Genomic DNA, 16,936 nt, shown 5'->3' with positions numbered 1-16,936 from the left:
ATCTTTTATTATTTGGCATCAAACCATGTTGGCCCGAAAGCATAATCCACTTTAAGGGGCACGTTCAATTCAATGGCATTTTCCATTTCCTCCGGAACGATCACTTTAAGGATTTCGAGTTCCTCAGGAGGGGTTTCAAAAATCAATTCATCATGAACCTGTAGAAGCATTCTCGTTTTGAGCCCTTCCCTTTTCAGGCGTTTATTCATGTTGATCATGGCAAGCTTGATGATATCAGCGGCACTGCCTTGAATCGGCGTGTTCATCGCTGTACGTTCGGCAAAACTCCTGATGTTGAAATTCCTGCTTGTTATCTCAGGTATATACCGCCTTCTTTGCATCAGAGTCGTGCTAAATCCTTTTTGACGGGCCTCATGTATGCTTTCTTCCATATATTCCTGAACGCCCGGAAAGCTTCGTAAATACTTCTCGATGAACTCTCCAGCTTCTTTTCTCGTGATTCCAAGGCTTTGCGATAGTCCGTAATCACTTATACCATAAACGATTCCGAAGTTGACCGCTTTGGCATGGCGCCTCATGTTCGAGGTGACTTGATCTGCCGATACATGGAATACGTCCATGGCTGTCCTTGTATGGATGTCCATCCCGGCCTGGAATGCTTCCACCAATCCGCTGTCATTGGCGATATGAGCCAGGACACGTAATTCGATCTGAGAGTAGTCGGCAGCAAAAATGATCCAATCCTTTTCGGAAGGAATGAAGGCCTGCCTGATTTTCCTTCCTTCTTCCAGTCTGATCGGGATATTCTGGAGATTGGGATCTGTAGAACTTAACCGGCCGGTCTGGGTCAACGCTTGGTTGAACCGGGTGTGCACCTTGTCCGTTTTGCCATTGACCACTTTAAGCAATCCTTCAATGTAAGTGGATTGCAGCTTACCAAGCTGGCGATACAGCAGTATCTCCTTAACGATATCATGCTTGCTCTCCAGTTTTTCCAGCACATCGGCCGAAGTCGAATAACCTGTTTTGGTTTTCTTCATGACCGGAAGCTCCAACTTTTCAAACAGGATGGCCCCAAGCTGTTTAGGTGAATTGATATTGAACGCCTCTCCAGCCAATTCGAAAATTCGCGCTTCGATATTTCTTAAGCGAATGGCTAATTCCTGTCCCATGTTTTTCAGTCGGCCTATGTCCACCTTGATTCCCTGCCATTCCATATTTGCCAGGATGATTGACAATGGCAGCTCCAGTTCCGTAAATAGGTGATACTGCTCGAACTCTTGCAGCTTATCTATCATCGGTTCTTTCAGAGAAAAGATCGCCTTCGATTTTCTGGCGATATGCTCCCTCAATTCCGCTTCCTCAGGTATTTTGCGTTTTGCACCTTTTCCATAAAAAACATCATCTGTTTCAAGCCGGATAGTACCTTGGGTTTTCGTGATTTCTGCGACTTCGTCCACTGACTCTGCCGGATCAAGGATATAGGATGCCAAAAACACATCAAAATCGATGCCTTTTATTTCGACTCCCCGATGACGCAGTGCCACGACCGTACGCTTCGCATCGAAAACCGTTTTCTTTTTTGTTTCATCCTCTGCCCAGGATTTAAATGCAATGGAACTCAGAGCATCCTCTCCATTGAAGTAAAAATGACCTTGTTCATTACTGATGGCGATCCCTATTATGTCGGCTCGATGATAATTATCTTCTAAAATTTCAACATACAAGGCACTTTCATCTGCAAACATCCCTTCTGTCATTTCAGCAGTGTGCACCTCTATCTTCTCCTGTTCAAGCGGTGCGCTTTCCGTTACATCCAATTTATCGAGCAAAGTCGAAAAGCCAAGCTCCTTATAGAATGAGATGACTCGATCCTGATCCATGCCAGAGTACTCGGTCTCGTTAACGGAAACTTCAAGCGGCGCTTCCCTCGTTATCGTAGCCAGCTCCTTGCTTAATAAGGCCAGGTCTTTATGCTCTTCAATTTTCTCTTTCAATTTTTGTCCGCTTACCTCATCGATCGACTGCAGAAGGTTTTCAACCGTTTCAAATTGATGCAATAATTTAAGGGCAGTCTTTTCACCAACACCCGGAATACCGGGGATATTGTCGGAGGCATCACCCATCAGCCCTTTTAAATCAATGATTTGCAAAGGGGATAGACCGTATTTTTCATGTATATGCTTTGGAGTGTATTCCTCAATTTCAGTAATCCCCTTTTTCGTGATGGAAACTGTCGTACTAGGGGAGGATAATTGTGTTAAATCCTTATCTCCGGAAATGACCTTCACTTCAAAACCATCTTTTTCCGCTTGTAAAGACAGCGTACCGATAATATCATCGGCTTCGTAGTTCTCCAGTTCATACCTTTTTATTTGAAAACAATCAAGCAGCTCCCGAATGAAAGGGAATTGCTCGGATAATTCTGGCGGCGTTTTTTGGCGCCCGCCCTTATATTCTTTAAAGGATGCATGCCTGAATGTCGTTTTACCCGCATCGAATGCAACAAGTATGTGCGTTGGCTTTTCTTCTTCAAGAATGCGGTTGAGCATCATGGTGAATCCGTACACGGAATTCGTATGGACCCCCTTATCATTATTCAAGAGCGGAAGCGCAAAAAACGCACGGTATGCAATGCTGTTTCCATCTATGAGAACTAGCTTTTTATCCAAATCCTTCTTCCTCCAGTCATACAGGTTTATGTAGTTATAGCTTCTATATAAAAACGCAAAAAGCCGTTCATTTTCCTTCTCTATTCTACCATGAGTAGAAGCGGAAAGAAAAATGACGGCATCAAGGTTATTTAGTATTTCCCATTAACAAGCTGGCATAAGGGGAATCAGAAGGCAGCACAATGACCGTTTGATCTCCAATCGTTTTCTTGTAGGATTCAAGGGTCCGGTATAGTTTATAGAATTCGGGGTCTTTGGAAAACGATTTATTATAGATTTTCGCTGCTTCCCCTTCTCCTTCAGCCCTGATCACTTCTGCATCAGCCTCTGCAGTGGAAAGCAGTTCTTTCACTTTCCGATCGGTATCCGCAATGATACGGTTTTTCTTCGCATCACCTTTGGACAGGTATTCTTGCGCTTTCGATTCCCGCTCGGAAATCATCCTCTTGAAGACGGATGCTTCGTTTTCGGCGGGCAGGTCAGTCCGCTTGATCCGGACATCGGTCAAGCTGATTCCATAACTGTCCTTTTGCAGTAAATCGTTGACTTTTTCGGTAATGCGGTCGTTTAAACTTCCCCTGGATGACTTCTCATCATTGATGATCTCATCATAATTCAGCTGACCGAGCTCTGAACGAACTGCCGAATAGATGAACTCTTCCATTTTCGTTTCGGCATTCTCCAGTGTCCTTGCATTTGTAATCAATTTCTTCGGATCTTCTATTCTCCAAACTGCATAGTTATCGATCAGCATCCGCTTTTTATCTTTCGTATTGATTTCCGCTTCGGAAACATCGGAAGTCATCTGATACTTCGGTAAGGTCATGATACTCTGAATGAATGGCACCTTCGCCTTCAATCCCGGGGTCTTATCGATCCTTACCACCTCACCGAATTGGCGGACGACCTTGTATTCGCCCTCTTTTACGATATAGACATTGGTGAAGATGATTAGCAGCAGCGCGATGAAAATAATCAGGAAAATGCCGATTCTCACATAGCCCCTCCAATGAAAATCCCCTTTTTTCAACTCAGAGAAATCTATTATTTTTCCACTCATTGTTTAGTGCCCCCTTCCCCTGTCGCTTTTTCTTCCGATGCATTCCCTTTTTTCGTTTCTTCCATGGCGGCATCATCTGGGGCAGGAGTTTTTTTCGTTTCCTCCTTTTCAAGCGAGCGCAGCGGCAAGTACTTCATTGTGTTTCCATCATCATTCATAATATAAATCTCTGCATTCGGCAATACTTCCTCAAGGGTCTCAATAATTAGACGGTCCTTCGTAATCCCCTTATTGCCTTTATACTCACTGAGTAATTTTTCAAAGACCGCAACATCTCCGCGGGCAGCTTCCGTACGGGCAGCTTTATCCCCATTGGCCTGTGAAATGATGGCATCTTTTTCCCCTTCCGCTTCATTCATACGCTTATTTTCATATTTATCCGCTTCGTTGATTTTCGTATTCGCCGTTTCCCGGGCATCCGTTACATTAGTAAATGCTTTCCGCACTTCTTCATTCGGTAACTCCACGTCCTGGAGTTTAACCGCAGATATGGAAATCCCGACATCGTATTTCCCCATTAGCTGTGACAATAAATCGCGTACATCCGCTTCGATTTGCGCTTTACCAGATGTAAGGGCATCATCGATTTTCGTGCTGCCGATTATGCTCCGTAATGCAGCTGAAGTCGTATCGTATAATATTTTTTCTGGATCTTCTGCATTATATAGATATTTTGGAGGGTCGGTGATTTTCCACTGAACGACTAGGTCGGCCAGCACAATATTTTCATCACCCGTAATCATTTTGGTCTCACTCGGGTAATCCTTCACCTCTCCATCCTCTTCCTTATATCCAAATTTAAGACTGAATGTTTCTTTGGATAATTTCTCGACCGATTGAACTGGCCAAGGCAGTTTAAAGTGAAGTCCTGGTTCCGTTATCGTCTCCTCCACTTTACCAAACGTCATTATGACAGCTTGATCGGATTCATCAACCGTGTACCAGGTCGATATCGCAACTACACCCAAAATTAAAATAAGAAAGACAAGTCCTGTAATTGTATATATCCTTTTTAAGCTGACGATATGTATCACCCCTTCTTTGAAGTTATATCTTATTTACGCAAGAAAGGGCCTAAAGTTTCATAAAAATCAAATATTTTCCTAGAAAAATAGGATAGAGGAATGGTTCCCGGGGAACATAGCCAAAATTAAAAGGCAGAGACCATGTCTCTGCCTAAGTTTTTTAAGGTTTGTACGATTTGAATGTTGATTGCAACATAGACGCCCTATGCACCTGCAGGGGCTCCTTGGACGGGTTATTCCTACAGGAGTTTTGTTTACCTGTTCCAATCATCTTTTGCTTAAAAATATTGGTTGAACTTCTGAAAAAATCAAACAGAGACTATGTCTCTGTCAATGTTTAACTCCTTGGATGAGGGGTTGTACAACCATTGTACCCCTGCATTATGAAGTCCGTTTTAAGGAATTGTAAAGGACATGTAAATAAGATGCCCGCTACATTTTCCCTTTTAAGCTTTTATTTAAAGTCACTGTAAAAGTCGTCCCGGTTCCAGGTGTGCTTTCCACGTTGATTTTACCTTTATGGACTTCTATTATATGTTTGACGATTGCCAGTCCTATGCCCGTTCCTCCTGAATCGCGGCTCCTCGCCTTATCGATCCGGTAGAACCGTTCAAAAATCCTTGGCAGTTCTTTTTCTTCGATGCCGATCCCGTTGTCTTGAACTGTAATATCGACGGTCTGTTCATTTTCAATGATGTCAACGGTGACCCTGCCGCCATTGGGTGTATAGGTCAGTGCGTTCGTAATCAAATTGATGAAGACCTGTTTGATCCTGTCAGATTCCCCTTCAATGAAAACTGGTTCCGGTGATGTTTTAATTTCAAGGGACACTTCTTTTTCCTTCAGCTTGCCTATAAGCATCTCTTGTATTTCGCCAAGCACTTTCGTAATATCCACGACCCCTGCGTTTAAAACGAATTCCTGTTGCTCCATTTTGGATAAATTCAGAAGCTCCTGAATGAGTTCTTGCAGCCGGTCACTTTCTTTCAAGATAATCGATAAAAAGTGCTTTAAGGTCTTTTCGTCTTTTAAGGCGCCATCTAACAATGTTTCAGAGAAGCCTTTAATGGAAGTGATCGGAGTCCTCAATTCATGGGACACATTGGCCACGAAATCCTTCCGCATCTGCTCGAGCCTTTTCAATTCGGTGATATCATGGAAAATGAGGAGGATCCCCTTCCATTCATCATGATTCCCGATTATTGGAGCGCCATAAATCTCAAAATGCTTACGTTCTATGGCAAGCGGTATCTTCACCTGCCGTTTTATCGTTTTTTCCGTTCGAAAGATCTCTTCGATGATGGCTATCACTTCCTGGTCTTTAATGACCGAATAATATTCCTGAAACAAAAACGTAGCGGCGTTCACACGGAAGCTTTTCTTGAATTCCCGGTTGATCAAGGTCGTATACCCTTTACTGTCTATCAGCAAGACCCCGCTACCGATATTCTCAACAAGAGTTTCCAAACGATCCTGATTCATTTCCCTCGCTATCTCTGTTTCCTGAAGATTCCTCGCCAATATGTTCAAGGAAGTTGTCAGCATTCCCGTTTCATCGGAATGCCTCCCGAATGTCCGGGTTCCGTAATTCCCTTTTGCCAGTTCAATGGCTGCCATCGTCGCCTCTTCGATCGGACGGGTATAATATGAAGTGATTTTACTCGCAAGCATCAGGATGATGATCAAGGCAACCCCTAAACAAATGATCAATATTTGCCACATTTGTTTATTCACTTGATGGATGGCCTCTATTTCATTGCTATGGACGACAAAGCCTTCGATCTCGCCGTCCTTTTCAACCGTCTTCCAATAATAATGGAGGTCCGATTCGCCTTCGACCACTTCATACCCTTCCCCATTCTTAAGCCCTTTTTCCAAAGTTATTTTGCGAAGGACATTGGCATGGCTTTTAAGTATTTCATTGGATGATGTCGAATCGTATAATATTTCCCCGCTCGTGGAAAGAATGGTTAAATTAGAATCTAAAAGGGGTGTCAGTTTTGCCGTCTTCCCTTTTTCCAAAAAGGACTCGATCCCGCCATGCTCCTTAATATATGTAGAAATGAAAAATGTTTCGTTCTGTATGCGCTCATTGAACGTTTTAATATAATAACTTTTGAACAAGTGCCCCAATAAAAAGCCCACGGCCATCAGGACGACCATCACCAATGTGATGAGGGTATATAAGAGCTTTTTACGGTAGGTCGTCATTCCTTTTTAGGCTCCTCAAGCTTATACCCCAAGCCCCTTATCGTTTTAATATAGAGTGGTTTTTTTGTATCTTTCTCTATTTTTTCACGAAGATGGCTAATATGGACATCGACGATCCGTGAATCCCCCGCGAAATCATAATTCCATACCGCACTGAGAAGTTGATCCCTAGTCAGCACTCTTCCTTTATTCTTCGCCAAATATAAAAGTAATTCAAATTCCTTTGGAGTCAATTCTAATTGCTGTTCATCAAAGAATGCTTCGTATCGTTCCGGGAACACTTTCAATTCCCCTAATTTCAGGAGACCCTCTTCCTGATCCTGATTTGACTCACTTCCGTTCGATTGCAACTGGGATCTTCTTAAAATGGCTTTAATCCGGGCCACTACCTCCCTGGGACTAAATGGCTTGGTCAAGTAATCATCCGCCCCCAGTTCCAGTCCCAGCACCTTGTCAAATTCATCGTCCTTAGCTGTCAGCATCAAGATCGGTATATTGATTTTTTGCTGGCGAAGCTGCTTACATACTTCAAGCCCGTCCATTTTAGGCAGCATCAAATCCAATACCACTAAATCGGGGCGTATATCCACGGCAGCCGCCAGCCCTTGTTCTCCATCCAAAGCTGTGATCACCGTATAGCCTGATTGTTCTAAATTGTACTGAAGTAAGGTAACTATTGATTGCTCATCATCCACTACGAGAATTTTCTTTGACATTAGATCCTCCTGAATTATGTATTACCCAAAAGACCAATTTCTTGGTCTACTCATCCAATTCCATTATAAAGAATATTATATGAAATTTACACATAAAAAAACGGAAATAAAGTTATCCCTATCTTCAGCAGGGAGATTACAAGTTCCAAGGTTTGTTTGAAGGGATTAAAAAACTGCCCGGAGTCGGAATAAGACCTTGGCCTTATCTTCCAATATCCGGGCAGTCCGATAATGATAATCTTATTGAAGGACTTGCATGACTGCTTTGACTGAATCAACTGATTTTGAAAGTGCCGCTTTTTCGCCTTCAGTCAAATCAAGTTCGATGATTTGTTCAATGCCGTTTGCACCAAGTACTGTCGGCACTCCAAGGTAGATGCCTTCAAATCCGTATTCACCTTCGAGATAAGCGATTGATGGAAGAACGCGACGTTGATCTTTAAGGATCGCTTCAGCCATTTCCACCAGGGATGCAGCCGGTGCATAATAGGCGCTTCCGTTTCCTAGAAGATTTACGATTTCCCCGCCGCCAGTGCGGGTACGAGCCACTATTGCTTCTAAACGATCTTGAGGAATCAATTTTTCCAAAGGAATTCCGCCTGCATAAGAGTAACGCACTAGAGGAACCATATCGTCTCCGTGTCCGCCAAGTACGAATCCAGTTACATCTTTAACGGATAAGTTTAATTCTTGAGCCACGAAAGTGCGGAAACGAGCTGTATCAAGAACACCTGATTGTCCGATAACGCGTTCTTTAGGGAAACCGGATTCTTTGTATACAGTATAAGTCATTGCATCTACAGGGTTAGTCAAAACGATGATTGTTGTATTAGGGGAATATTTAACGACCTCTTTTGTTACTGATTTCATAACTTTTTGGTTAGTTTGAACTAAGTCGTCACGGCTCATGCCGGGCTTACGGGCAATTCCGGCAGTGATGATCACCACGTCGGAATCAGCTGTTTCTGCATAGTCGGATGTACCGATGATGTTAGCATCGAAACCTAGAACAGGTCCTGCCTCCGCCATATCAAGGGCTTTACCTTTTGTAGGGTTTTCAGCTTGCGGAATATCAACTAAAACGATATCACCAAGCTCTTTTTGAGCTGCCAGGAATGCTGCTGTAGCACCAGTGAATCCAGCACCAACTACTGTGATTTTTTTACGTTTAGACATGTTATTTCCTCCTTAAAATATATAAATACTTTTGGAATACTTTTAACATCCTCTGAAAATATATATAAGCCTCCTGGAAAAGAAGCCCGTTCAGGCACTTTTCCAGAAAGCATATAATGAATTATTTAAGGTTTTTGATAAGCTCGTCAGCGAACTCAGAACATTTAACTTCCGTTGCACCATCCATTAGGCGGGCAAAGTCGTATGTAACAACTTTAGAAGCGATTGTTTGTTCCACTGATTTAGTGATGCTGTTTGCAGCTTCGTTCCAACCAAGGTGCTCAAGTAAAAGAACGCCTGAAAGAAGAACTGAAGATGGGTTAACTTTATCAAGACCAGCATATTTAGGAGCCGTTCCGTGAGTTGCTTCGAAGATGGCATGTCCAGTTTCGTAGTTGATGTTTGCTCCTGGAGCGATGCCGATTCCGCCAACTTGTGCAGCTAATGCATCAGAAATGTAATCTCCGTTCAAGTTCATTGTTGCAACAACATCAAACTCTTTAGGACGAGTCAGGATTTGTTGTAAGAAGATATCGGCAATGGAATCTTTAACGATGATTTTGCCTTCAGCTTCAGCAGCAGATTGTGCTTTGTTAGCAGCTTCAGTGCCTTCAGCATCTTTAATTTTGTCATATTGGTTCCATGTAAACACTTTATCGGCGAATTCTTGTTCAGCAACTTCATAACCCCAAGTTTTGAATGCACCTTCAGTGAATTTCATGATGTTACCTTTATGAACAAGCGTTAGTGACTTACGGCCTTCTTTGATCGCATAGTTAAGTGCAGCGCGAACAAGACGTTTTGTTCCTTCTTCGGAAATCGGTTTAATTCCGATACCTGAAGTTTCAGGGAAACGAATTTTTTGAACACCGAATTCATTTTGAAGGAATTCGATTAATTTCTTAGCTTCGTCAGAACCTTTTGCATATTCGATACCAGCATAGATGTCTTCAGTGTTTTCACGGAAGATGACCATGTCAGTGTCTTCTGGACGTTTAACTGGTGAAGGTACACCATCAAAGTAACGTACTGGACGAAGACATACGAATAAGTCCAATACTTGACGCAATGCAACGTTCAATGAGCGGATACCGCCACCGATTGGAGTTGTAAGAGGTCCTTTAATAGCGATTAGATATTCGTTAATGACATCAAGAGTTTCTTGTGGAAGCCATTCGCCCGTTTGGTCAAATGCTTTTTGTCCAGCTAAAACTTCTTTCCATTCGATTTTCTTTTCGCCATTGTAAGCTTTTTCAACTGCTGCGTCTAAAACGCGGGATGCTGCAGCCCAGATATCAGGACCGATTCCGTCTCCCTCAATATAAGGAACGATTGGGTTGTTTGGTACGTTAAGAACACCGTTAGTAACTGTGATTTTTTGGCTTTGTGTCATGTCTCTTACCTCCGATTCAAATTCAAAGGTTAGATGGCCTGCCATTAAATAAGGCAGAACCACTAACCTTTTTTACTCACATCTATTAATTTACTACAAATTCGATGAAATAAAAAATGATTTTTCGAAAAAACTTTTAATTAGCGGTTTTCAATCGGTACATATTTTTGCATACCTGGTCCAACATACTCTGCACGCGGACGGATAAGGCGGTTGTTTGAATATTGCTCAAGGATATGAGCGATCCAGCCTGAAGCACGGCTTACAGCAAAGATTGGTGTAAATAGGTCATGCTCGATGCCTAAACTGTGGTATACGGAAGCTGAATAGAAATCCACGTTTGGCGGAAGATTTTTTTGACCGGTTACGATTTCATGAATTTTGATGGACATATCATAATATTGCGGTTGTCCAGTAAGTTCAGTCAGTTTCTGTGACATTTCTTTAAGGTGTTTAGCACGAGGATCACCTTTACGGTATACACGGTGGCCAAAGCCCATGATTTTTTCTTTATTGGCTAATTTTTCGTTGATATATGGCTCAACGTTATCAACTGAACCAATTTCCGTAAGCATTTTCATGACTTGTTCGTTAGCTCCGCCGTGAAGTGGGCCTTTTAAAGCGCCGATGGCAGCAGTTACACCAGAATAGATATCAGCTAATGTAGCCACACAAACGCGTGCAGTGAATGTAGAAGCGTTTAATTCATGGTCAGCATGAAGAACCAATGCTTTGTTGAATGCTTCTTCTTCGATTGCCGTTGGCTCATTACCGCTTAACATATATAAGAAGTTAGCAGCAAAGCTTAAATCTGTACGTGGAGCAACAGCTTCTTTCCCTTGACGGACGCGAGCGAAAGTTGTTACCAATGTAGGGATTTTTGCTTGGATGCGGATTGCTTTACGATAGTTAGCATCTTCACTCATTACATCTGCTTCTTCATCATAAAGACCAAGAAGAGATACTGCAGTGCGAAGAGCTCCCATTGGATGTACTTTATCAATTGGGTATGTTTTGAAGTGATTAACCACTTCAGCTGGAATTTCAGCATTTTCAGCAAGTTGTTTAGTTAATTCTTCTAGTTGGCTTTTGTTCGGAAGAGCTCCGTGCCATAAAAGATAGATTACTTCCTCGAATGTTGCGTTCGAAGCCAAATCATCGATGTCATAACCTACATACGTTAATGTGTCATCGATAATGGAGCTTACTGATGAAGTTGTTGCTACCACACCTTCAAGACCTTTTGTTGCTGTCATACTAAATCTCTCCTTTTCCTAGATATTCCCCTATGCCCTTGCTATTAGCGTATAAATGTAGCGCTTCCAAGAAATTAGCTATTGCAAACAACCATCTATTTTTTAGCAGAAGACATACATCTTGTATTGGAAGCGTTCACAGAATATGACCCCAACAATAGTAAAATGTACGATAATCTTTAAATAAGAAATTCTAAAAATAATGCTTGTAGCTATTCCTAGTGAGCGCTTGCTCAATAACTACATCTTTTTTTTAAGATTCCTCAAAAATATCAATGATATTCTGAATCCCAATTTTAATAAATCAGAGCAGTTACATGATTATTATAAACAATAAACACTTTTTTGGGAATGAAAAGCACTTAAAATGTGAAAAAATTATTATTTTATTAGAAAAATTAGCTACATATTCTCTTGCTTTATTCATGCGTTTAAAATCGTTTTTTTCAAAAAAAATGTCTCAAAGCAGAATAAACGAAACATTAAATAGAAAATTTTCATTTCCAGTTCTGACGGGCTTTTCTCCCCTTAGCCACTCGCTTCATTTAAAAAAATTGAAGATCTGCATGCATAAATAAGCAATTCCTGCCCCGATTAACGGGCCGACAGCCACACCTTTGAATAAGGCGACCGCAAGAATCGTCCCAAATACAAGAGCCGTGGTAATGTGCGGATCATGCGACAGCAATGTAATCCCATTTTTCGCTATGAGTGCCACGGCTATTCCGGATGCAAGTGCAATCCAGGCATAAGGTGATTTTATCGCGTCTCCTAGTTCCTTGAAACCAATCGCCCCGTTCGCTATGGGAATGAGGACGGAAATCGTGATGATCGTGACGCCCAGGTTAATTCCTTTCGCTTCCAGATATGGAAACACTTTAGCGTCAAGGCCAATCAGTTTCATGCTTAAAAGAAAACCCGCAGCTATTATCAGTGAGGTATTTTTCCCAAACCAACCGATTGCAGCAAGCAGAATTAAAAATACGACAGGACCGTTGATCATTATCCATTCACCTTCTTCCTTCTGTTTTTTGTTATTTTAACATAACAAACTCCCTTGTTCTTGGGAGAAAAATGATTTAAGGAACGATGCATCTGCAGAAAAAATTCAAAACGAAAGATGAAAGAATCTTTCCTTTCTTTTCCACCATCGTTACAATTATAATACAAACTTAATGGTTGAAGGAGGATATGACTTGAATCCGGTATATATGTATCGTTTCATTCGTTCTTTACTGGTCGTCGGAGGGATAGTTTTAGGTGGGATTGCCTTGTTTTATTTATCTAAATATACATATCCATTCATCATTGCCATGATCATCGCGTTCTTGATGAATCCCCTGGTCATTTTTTTCGAAAAGAAAGGGCGGCTGCCACGGGGGTTGGCTGTATTCGTTTCCCTTTTACTCATATTCCTTTTATTTGCGGGTCTTGTCACCTTACTGGTCACCGAGATCATTTCGGGCACCAATTACCTTGCCGGAGTCATCCCGAAACATATTGAAACCATCGTGGATTATATAGAAACATATATCGCTACCACCGTCATCCCTTTATATAATCAAATAGCTGCCATGTTCAATAATTTGGATACCGAACAGCAAGACACAATCCTCAAGAATATCCAAAATATCGGTGAATCGATCACGACGGGAGTAAGCGGCTTCATTCAAGCCTTCTTGAAGAACATCCCTACAATCATCGGATGGTTTCCAACTACAGCAACGGCACTCCTTTTTACTTTGCTTGGCACATTCTTCATCAGCAAAGATTGGGATACCTTCGGCCGCATGACCGGAAAAGTGTTGCCTGATAAGATTTTTGCGGGTGCAAAGCGTTTATTCAGGGATTTAAAACGGGCATTATTCGGGTTCATCCGGGCACAATTCACTCTTGTTTCATTGACGACTGTCACGATTTTAATCGGCTTTCTCATTTTAGGGGTGAATTATTCAATTACCATTGCCTTGATATGCGGACTGGTCGATATCATTCCCTATTTAGGGACAGGTACGATTTTCATCCCTTGGATCATCTTTGAATTCATCGCCGGGAATACAAGTCTCGCAATCGGTTTGTCCGTCCTTTACATAATCGTCGTTGTCCAGCGTCAGCTGATAGAGCCAAAAGTACTTTCATCCAGTATTGGTTTAGATCCGCTTGCCACTCTCATCGCCTTGTTCATCGGATTCAAATTGATCGGTTTCCTAGGTTTGATTGCAGGACCTGTCGTACTTGTCATATTCAATACACTTCAGCGTGCCAATGTCTTCAAGGCCATATGGACTTTCATCATCGGGGATACAAAGAAAACCACTTAAGGTTATCCAGACATCAATTAGCATTCACTCTTTTCCACTTAAAAATCCGCCTCGGGTACAAGGCGGATTTTTGGTTTTAAGCTAGAATTATTTCGACGTCTCGAATTGTTCTGTTTCAGTAGAACCTGCAAGTGCTGTTGTGGATGATGTTCCACCAGAAACGACTTGTGCCACTTCATCAAAATAACCCGTTCCCACTTCACGCTGATGACGTGTTGCTGTATAGCCATCCGGCTCACTGGCAAATTCCGCTTGTTGAAGTTCAGAGTATGCAGCCATGCCGCGTTCTTTATAACCAAGAGCAAGGTTAAACATGCTATGATTCAATGAATGGAAGCCTGCAAGTGTAACGAATTGGAATTTATAACCCAATTTACCCAATTCCACTTGATAATTGGCAATCTCTTCATCACTTAATTTCGCTTTCCAGTTAAATGATGGGGAACAATTGTAAGCAAGCAATTTTCCCGGGAACTCTGCATGGATGGCCTCGGCAAAGCGGCGAGCATCCGCTAGATTAGGTTCAGAAGTCTCACACCAGATAAGGTCGGCATATGGCGCATAAGCAAGGCCTCTTGCAATTGCTTGGTCAAGACCTGCATTCGTGCGGTAGAATCCTTCTGGAGTCCTTTCACCAGTGATGAATGGTGCATCGACCGGATCAATATCATCCGTGATCAAATCTGCAGCATCAGCATCCGTACGGGCAATCAAGATGGTCGGTGTACCCATTACATCAGCTGCCAATCGGGCCGAAACTAAATTACGTACTGCCGTTTGGGTAGGAAGAAGGACTTTACCGCCTAGGTGACCGCATTTTTTCTCGGAAGAAAGCTGGTCTTCGAAGTGAACGCCAGCCGCTCCAGCTTCGATCATGCCTTTCATTAATTCGAAAACGTTAAGGGAACCGCCAAAACCTGCTTCAGCATCCGCCACGATTGGAGCGAACCAATCGATATCATTTTTCCCTTCAGCAAAGCTAATTTGGTCTGCACGCTGAAGTGTTTGATTAATGCGTTTAACAACTTGCGGCACGGAGTTGGCTGGATATAAACTTTGGTCAGGGTACATTTGCCCTGCGATGTTAGCATCTGCCGCCACTTGCCAGCCGCTTAAGTAGATTGCTTTTAAACCAGCTTTCACCTGCTGCATGGCTTGGTTACCGGTCAATGCTCCTAATGCATTGATGAAATCCTCAGTATTTAATAGATTCCATAGTTTTTCGGAACCGCGGCGTGCCAATGTTTGTTCAATGTCGATGGAACCTCTCAGTTTAATGACTTCCTCGGCCGTATAAGGACGTTTAATACCATTCCACCGTGAGTCATTTTCCCAGCTTTGTTGTAATTTTTGCGCTCTCTCATTCATCATCATTATTTCCTCCTAATTCACATTATATATTTTGAATATTAAGATAATTTTTCGTATGCTGCGTTAGTTAAGAAATCTGCAAAGTCATCCGCTTCAATCAATTGTTCAAATAGTTTAGTAGACTCTTCAAACTTTCCTGATTTGAAAGTTTCTTCCCCTATTTCCGATTTAATGACCGCCAATTCCTCTTCTTTGATTTGATGGAATAATTCCTCGGTTATTTTCCTGCCATCTTCGAGGATGCCTTTTGGATGACGGATCCATTGCCAGACTTGAGCCCTTGAAATTTCAGCAGTTGCAGCATCTTCCATTAAGTTATTGATAGGTGCCGCACCTCTGCCGCTTAACCACGAGGCGATATATTGGATGCCTACATTAATATTCGTCCTTAAGCCTGCCTCTGTGATCGTTCCTTCCGGTACAGCCAGCAACTCTTGTGCTGTTACATGGACATCTTCCCGTTTCCGGAAAATTTGATTCGGTTTTGGGACGAGCAAGTCAAAAACCTCTTTTGCCGTGCTTACCATACCTGGGTGGGCAACCCATGTTCCATCATGACCGTCTCTTGCTTCTCGTTCTTTATCTGCCTTTACTTTCGCAAAAGCCTCATCGTTCTTAACCGGGTCATTTTTAACGGGAATTTGTGCGGCCATCCCGCCAATTGCAGGCGCATTACGGCTGTGACATGTTTTGATTGCCAGTAAGGAATACGCCCTCATATTCGGGACAGTCATCGTGACCTGCTGCCGATCTGGGAAAATGACATCATCCGAGTTACGGAATTTTTTCAGGAAACTAAAGATATAATCCCAGCGGCCACAGTTCAGGCCTGCCGAATGTTCTTTCAGCTCGTACAGAATTTCGTCCATTTCGAATGCAGCAAGAATTGTTTCTATCAAGACCGTTGCCTTGATGGTTCCTTGCGGGATTCTCAAATCGTTCTGTGCATATACGAATATTTCATTCCATAATCTTGCTTCGAGATGGCTTTCCATTTTTGGTAAGTAAAAGTATGGACCGCTTTGTTTTTCGATTAATGCTTTTGCGTTGTGGTAAAAGTACAGTCCAAAGTCAAAAATGCCGGCTGATATAGGCTGTCCATCCAAAAGGACATGTTTTTCCTCCAAATGCCAGCCGCGCGGCCTTACCTTTAGCACAGCTGTTCTTTCATTTAGCTCATACACTTTGCCATTTGGATTTTTAAATGATATGGTTCCGCGGATTGCATCCCGCAGATTCAATTGGCCATCCATGCAATTCTCCCAAGTGGGTGAATTGGCATCTTCAAAGTCCGCCATGAATACATTGGCACCTGAGTTCATGGCATTTATGATCATTTTCCGATCAACAGGTCCGGTGATTTCAACCCTGCGGTCCTGTAAATCATTCGGGAGGGGCGCAATCGTCCAATCACTTGCACGAATATGCTTCGTTTCTTCAAGGAAATCAGGGAGCTTGCCTTGATTCAGTTCTTCCTGAACGCTTTTCCGCCGTTCTAGAAGTTCTGCCCTTCTTCCACTGAAATGCCGTTCCATTCTTTCGATGAATTGAAGAGCTTCCGCTGTAAGTATTTGTTCATATCCTGGCTTAATGTTGCCTGTAATCTGTAAGCCTTTTGCTTCCGTAATCATGTTGCCTCTCCACATCCTTTCCAACTCTTCTATGTTATAATACAGTTGTTTTATTTCCTGTTTGTATTATATAACACGTTGTATAAATTTGTCACCAGTTTTTTCTAAAAAATCTAAAAAAAGATTTTTTAGCATGGAAAAGC

At 42.3% G+C, this 16,936-nt stretch carries 12 protein-coding genes; 1 reads left to right on the top strand and 11 read right to left on the bottom strand.

Annotated elements, in window-relative coordinates; all coding sequences use genetic code 11:
• Nucleotides 1-8: 8 nt before the first annotated feature.
• The 9 genes from polA to J7I96_RS14245 form a co-directional block, all read right to left on the bottom strand.
• Nucleotides 9-2,633, bottom strand: a complete 2,625-nt coding sequence (gene polA, locus J7I96_RS14285) for a DNA polymerase I (protein ID WP_214771058.1) — start codon at nt 2,631-2,633, stop codon at nt 9-11.
• A 127-nt stretch (nt 2,634-2,760) separates the two neighbouring features.
• Nucleotides 2,761-3,693, bottom strand: a complete 933-nt coding sequence (gene hflC / locus J7I96_RS14280; RefSeq protein WP_133349630.1) for a protease modulator HflC — start codon at nt 3,691-3,693, stop codon at nt 2,761-2,763.
• The gene (gene hflK, locus J7I96_RS14275) at nt 3,690-4,718 is read right to left on the bottom strand and encodes an FtsH protease activity modulator HflK (RefSeq protein WP_214771353.1); all 1,029 of its coding nucleotides are present in this window, start codon (nt 4,716-4,718) and stop codon (nt 3,690-3,692) included. Before hflK ends, hflC begins: the two co-directional genes overlap by 4 nt.
• Nucleotides 4,719-5,150: 432 nt before the next feature.
• Nucleotides 5,151-6,929 (bottom strand): two-component system histidine kinase PnpS, encoded by a 1,779-nt coding sequence (pnpS, locus tag J7I96_RS14270; protein ID WP_063590459.1) that lies wholly within the window; start codon nt 6,927-6,929, stop codon nt 5,151-5,153.
• Nucleotides 6,926-7,645 carry a response regulator transcription factor gene (locus J7I96_RS14265; protein ID WP_048681145.1) on the bottom strand — a complete coding sequence of 240 codons (720 nt, stop codon included), beginning with the start codon at nt 7,643-7,645 and terminating at the stop codon, nt 6,926-6,928. The genes pnpS and J7I96_RS14265 overlap by 4 nt, the downstream gene beginning before the upstream one ends.
• A 240-nt stretch (nt 7,646-7,885) precedes the next feature.
• Entirely contained in the window at nt 7,886-8,821 is a 936-nt protein-coding gene (mdh, locus tag J7I96_RS14260) for a malate dehydrogenase (RefSeq protein ID WP_054400042.1), read from the bottom strand.
• Nucleotides 8,822-8,942: 121 nt separating this feature from the next.
• Entirely contained in the window at nt 8,943-10,259 is a 1,317-nt protein-coding gene (icd, locus tag J7I96_RS14255; protein WP_255256669.1) for an NADP-dependent isocitrate dehydrogenase, read from the bottom strand.
• A gap of 95 nt (nt 10,260-10,354) precedes the next feature.
• Nucleotides 10,355-11,470: a citrate synthase gene (citZ, locus tag J7I96_RS14250; RefSeq protein WP_095390768.1), complete on the bottom strand. Its 1,116-nt coding sequence runs from the start codon at nt 11,468-11,470 to the stop codon at nt 10,355-10,357.
• Nucleotides 11,471-12,011: 541 nt separating this feature from the next.
• On the bottom strand, nt 12,012-12,473 hold the full coding sequence (locus J7I96_RS14245; RefSeq protein WP_214771052.1) for a DUF441 domain-containing protein: 462 nt from the start codon (nt 12,471-12,473) through the stop codon (nt 12,012-12,014).
• A 193-nt stretch (nt 12,474-12,666) separates the two neighbouring features.
• On the opposite strand from J7I96_RS14245, the gene ytvI reads away from it, so the two are divergent.
• Complete coding sequence (ytvI, locus tag J7I96_RS14240; protein ID WP_214924396.1) at nt 12,667-13,791, top strand: sporulation integral membrane protein YtvI; 1,125 nt, start codon at nt 12,667-12,669, stop codon at nt 13,789-13,791.
• A gap of 87 nt (nt 13,792-13,878) precedes the next feature.
• Here ytvI and aceA read toward each other — a convergent pair whose 3' ends face one another.
• Both aceA and aceB read right to left on the bottom strand, forming a co-directional pair.
• Complete coding sequence (gene aceA, locus J7I96_RS14235) at nt 13,879-15,162, bottom strand: isocitrate lyase (RefSeq protein WP_214771046.1); 1,284 nt, start codon at nt 15,160-15,162, stop codon at nt 13,879-13,881.
• A gap of 38 nt (nt 15,163-15,200) precedes the next feature.
• On the bottom strand, nt 15,201-16,793 hold the full coding sequence (gene aceB / locus J7I96_RS14230) for a malate synthase A (RefSeq protein WP_214771043.1): 1,593 nt from the start codon (nt 16,791-16,793) through the stop codon (nt 15,201-15,203).
• Nucleotides 16,794-16,936: the final 143 nt, after the last annotated feature.

This window comes from Bacillus sp. ISL-78 (assembly GCF_018613455.1).
Classification (GTDB): Bacteria; Bacillota; Bacilli; order Bacillales; family DSM-1321; genus Peribacillus; species Peribacillus frigoritolerans.
This window is presented reverse-complemented; position numbering and strand designations above follow the sequence as displayed.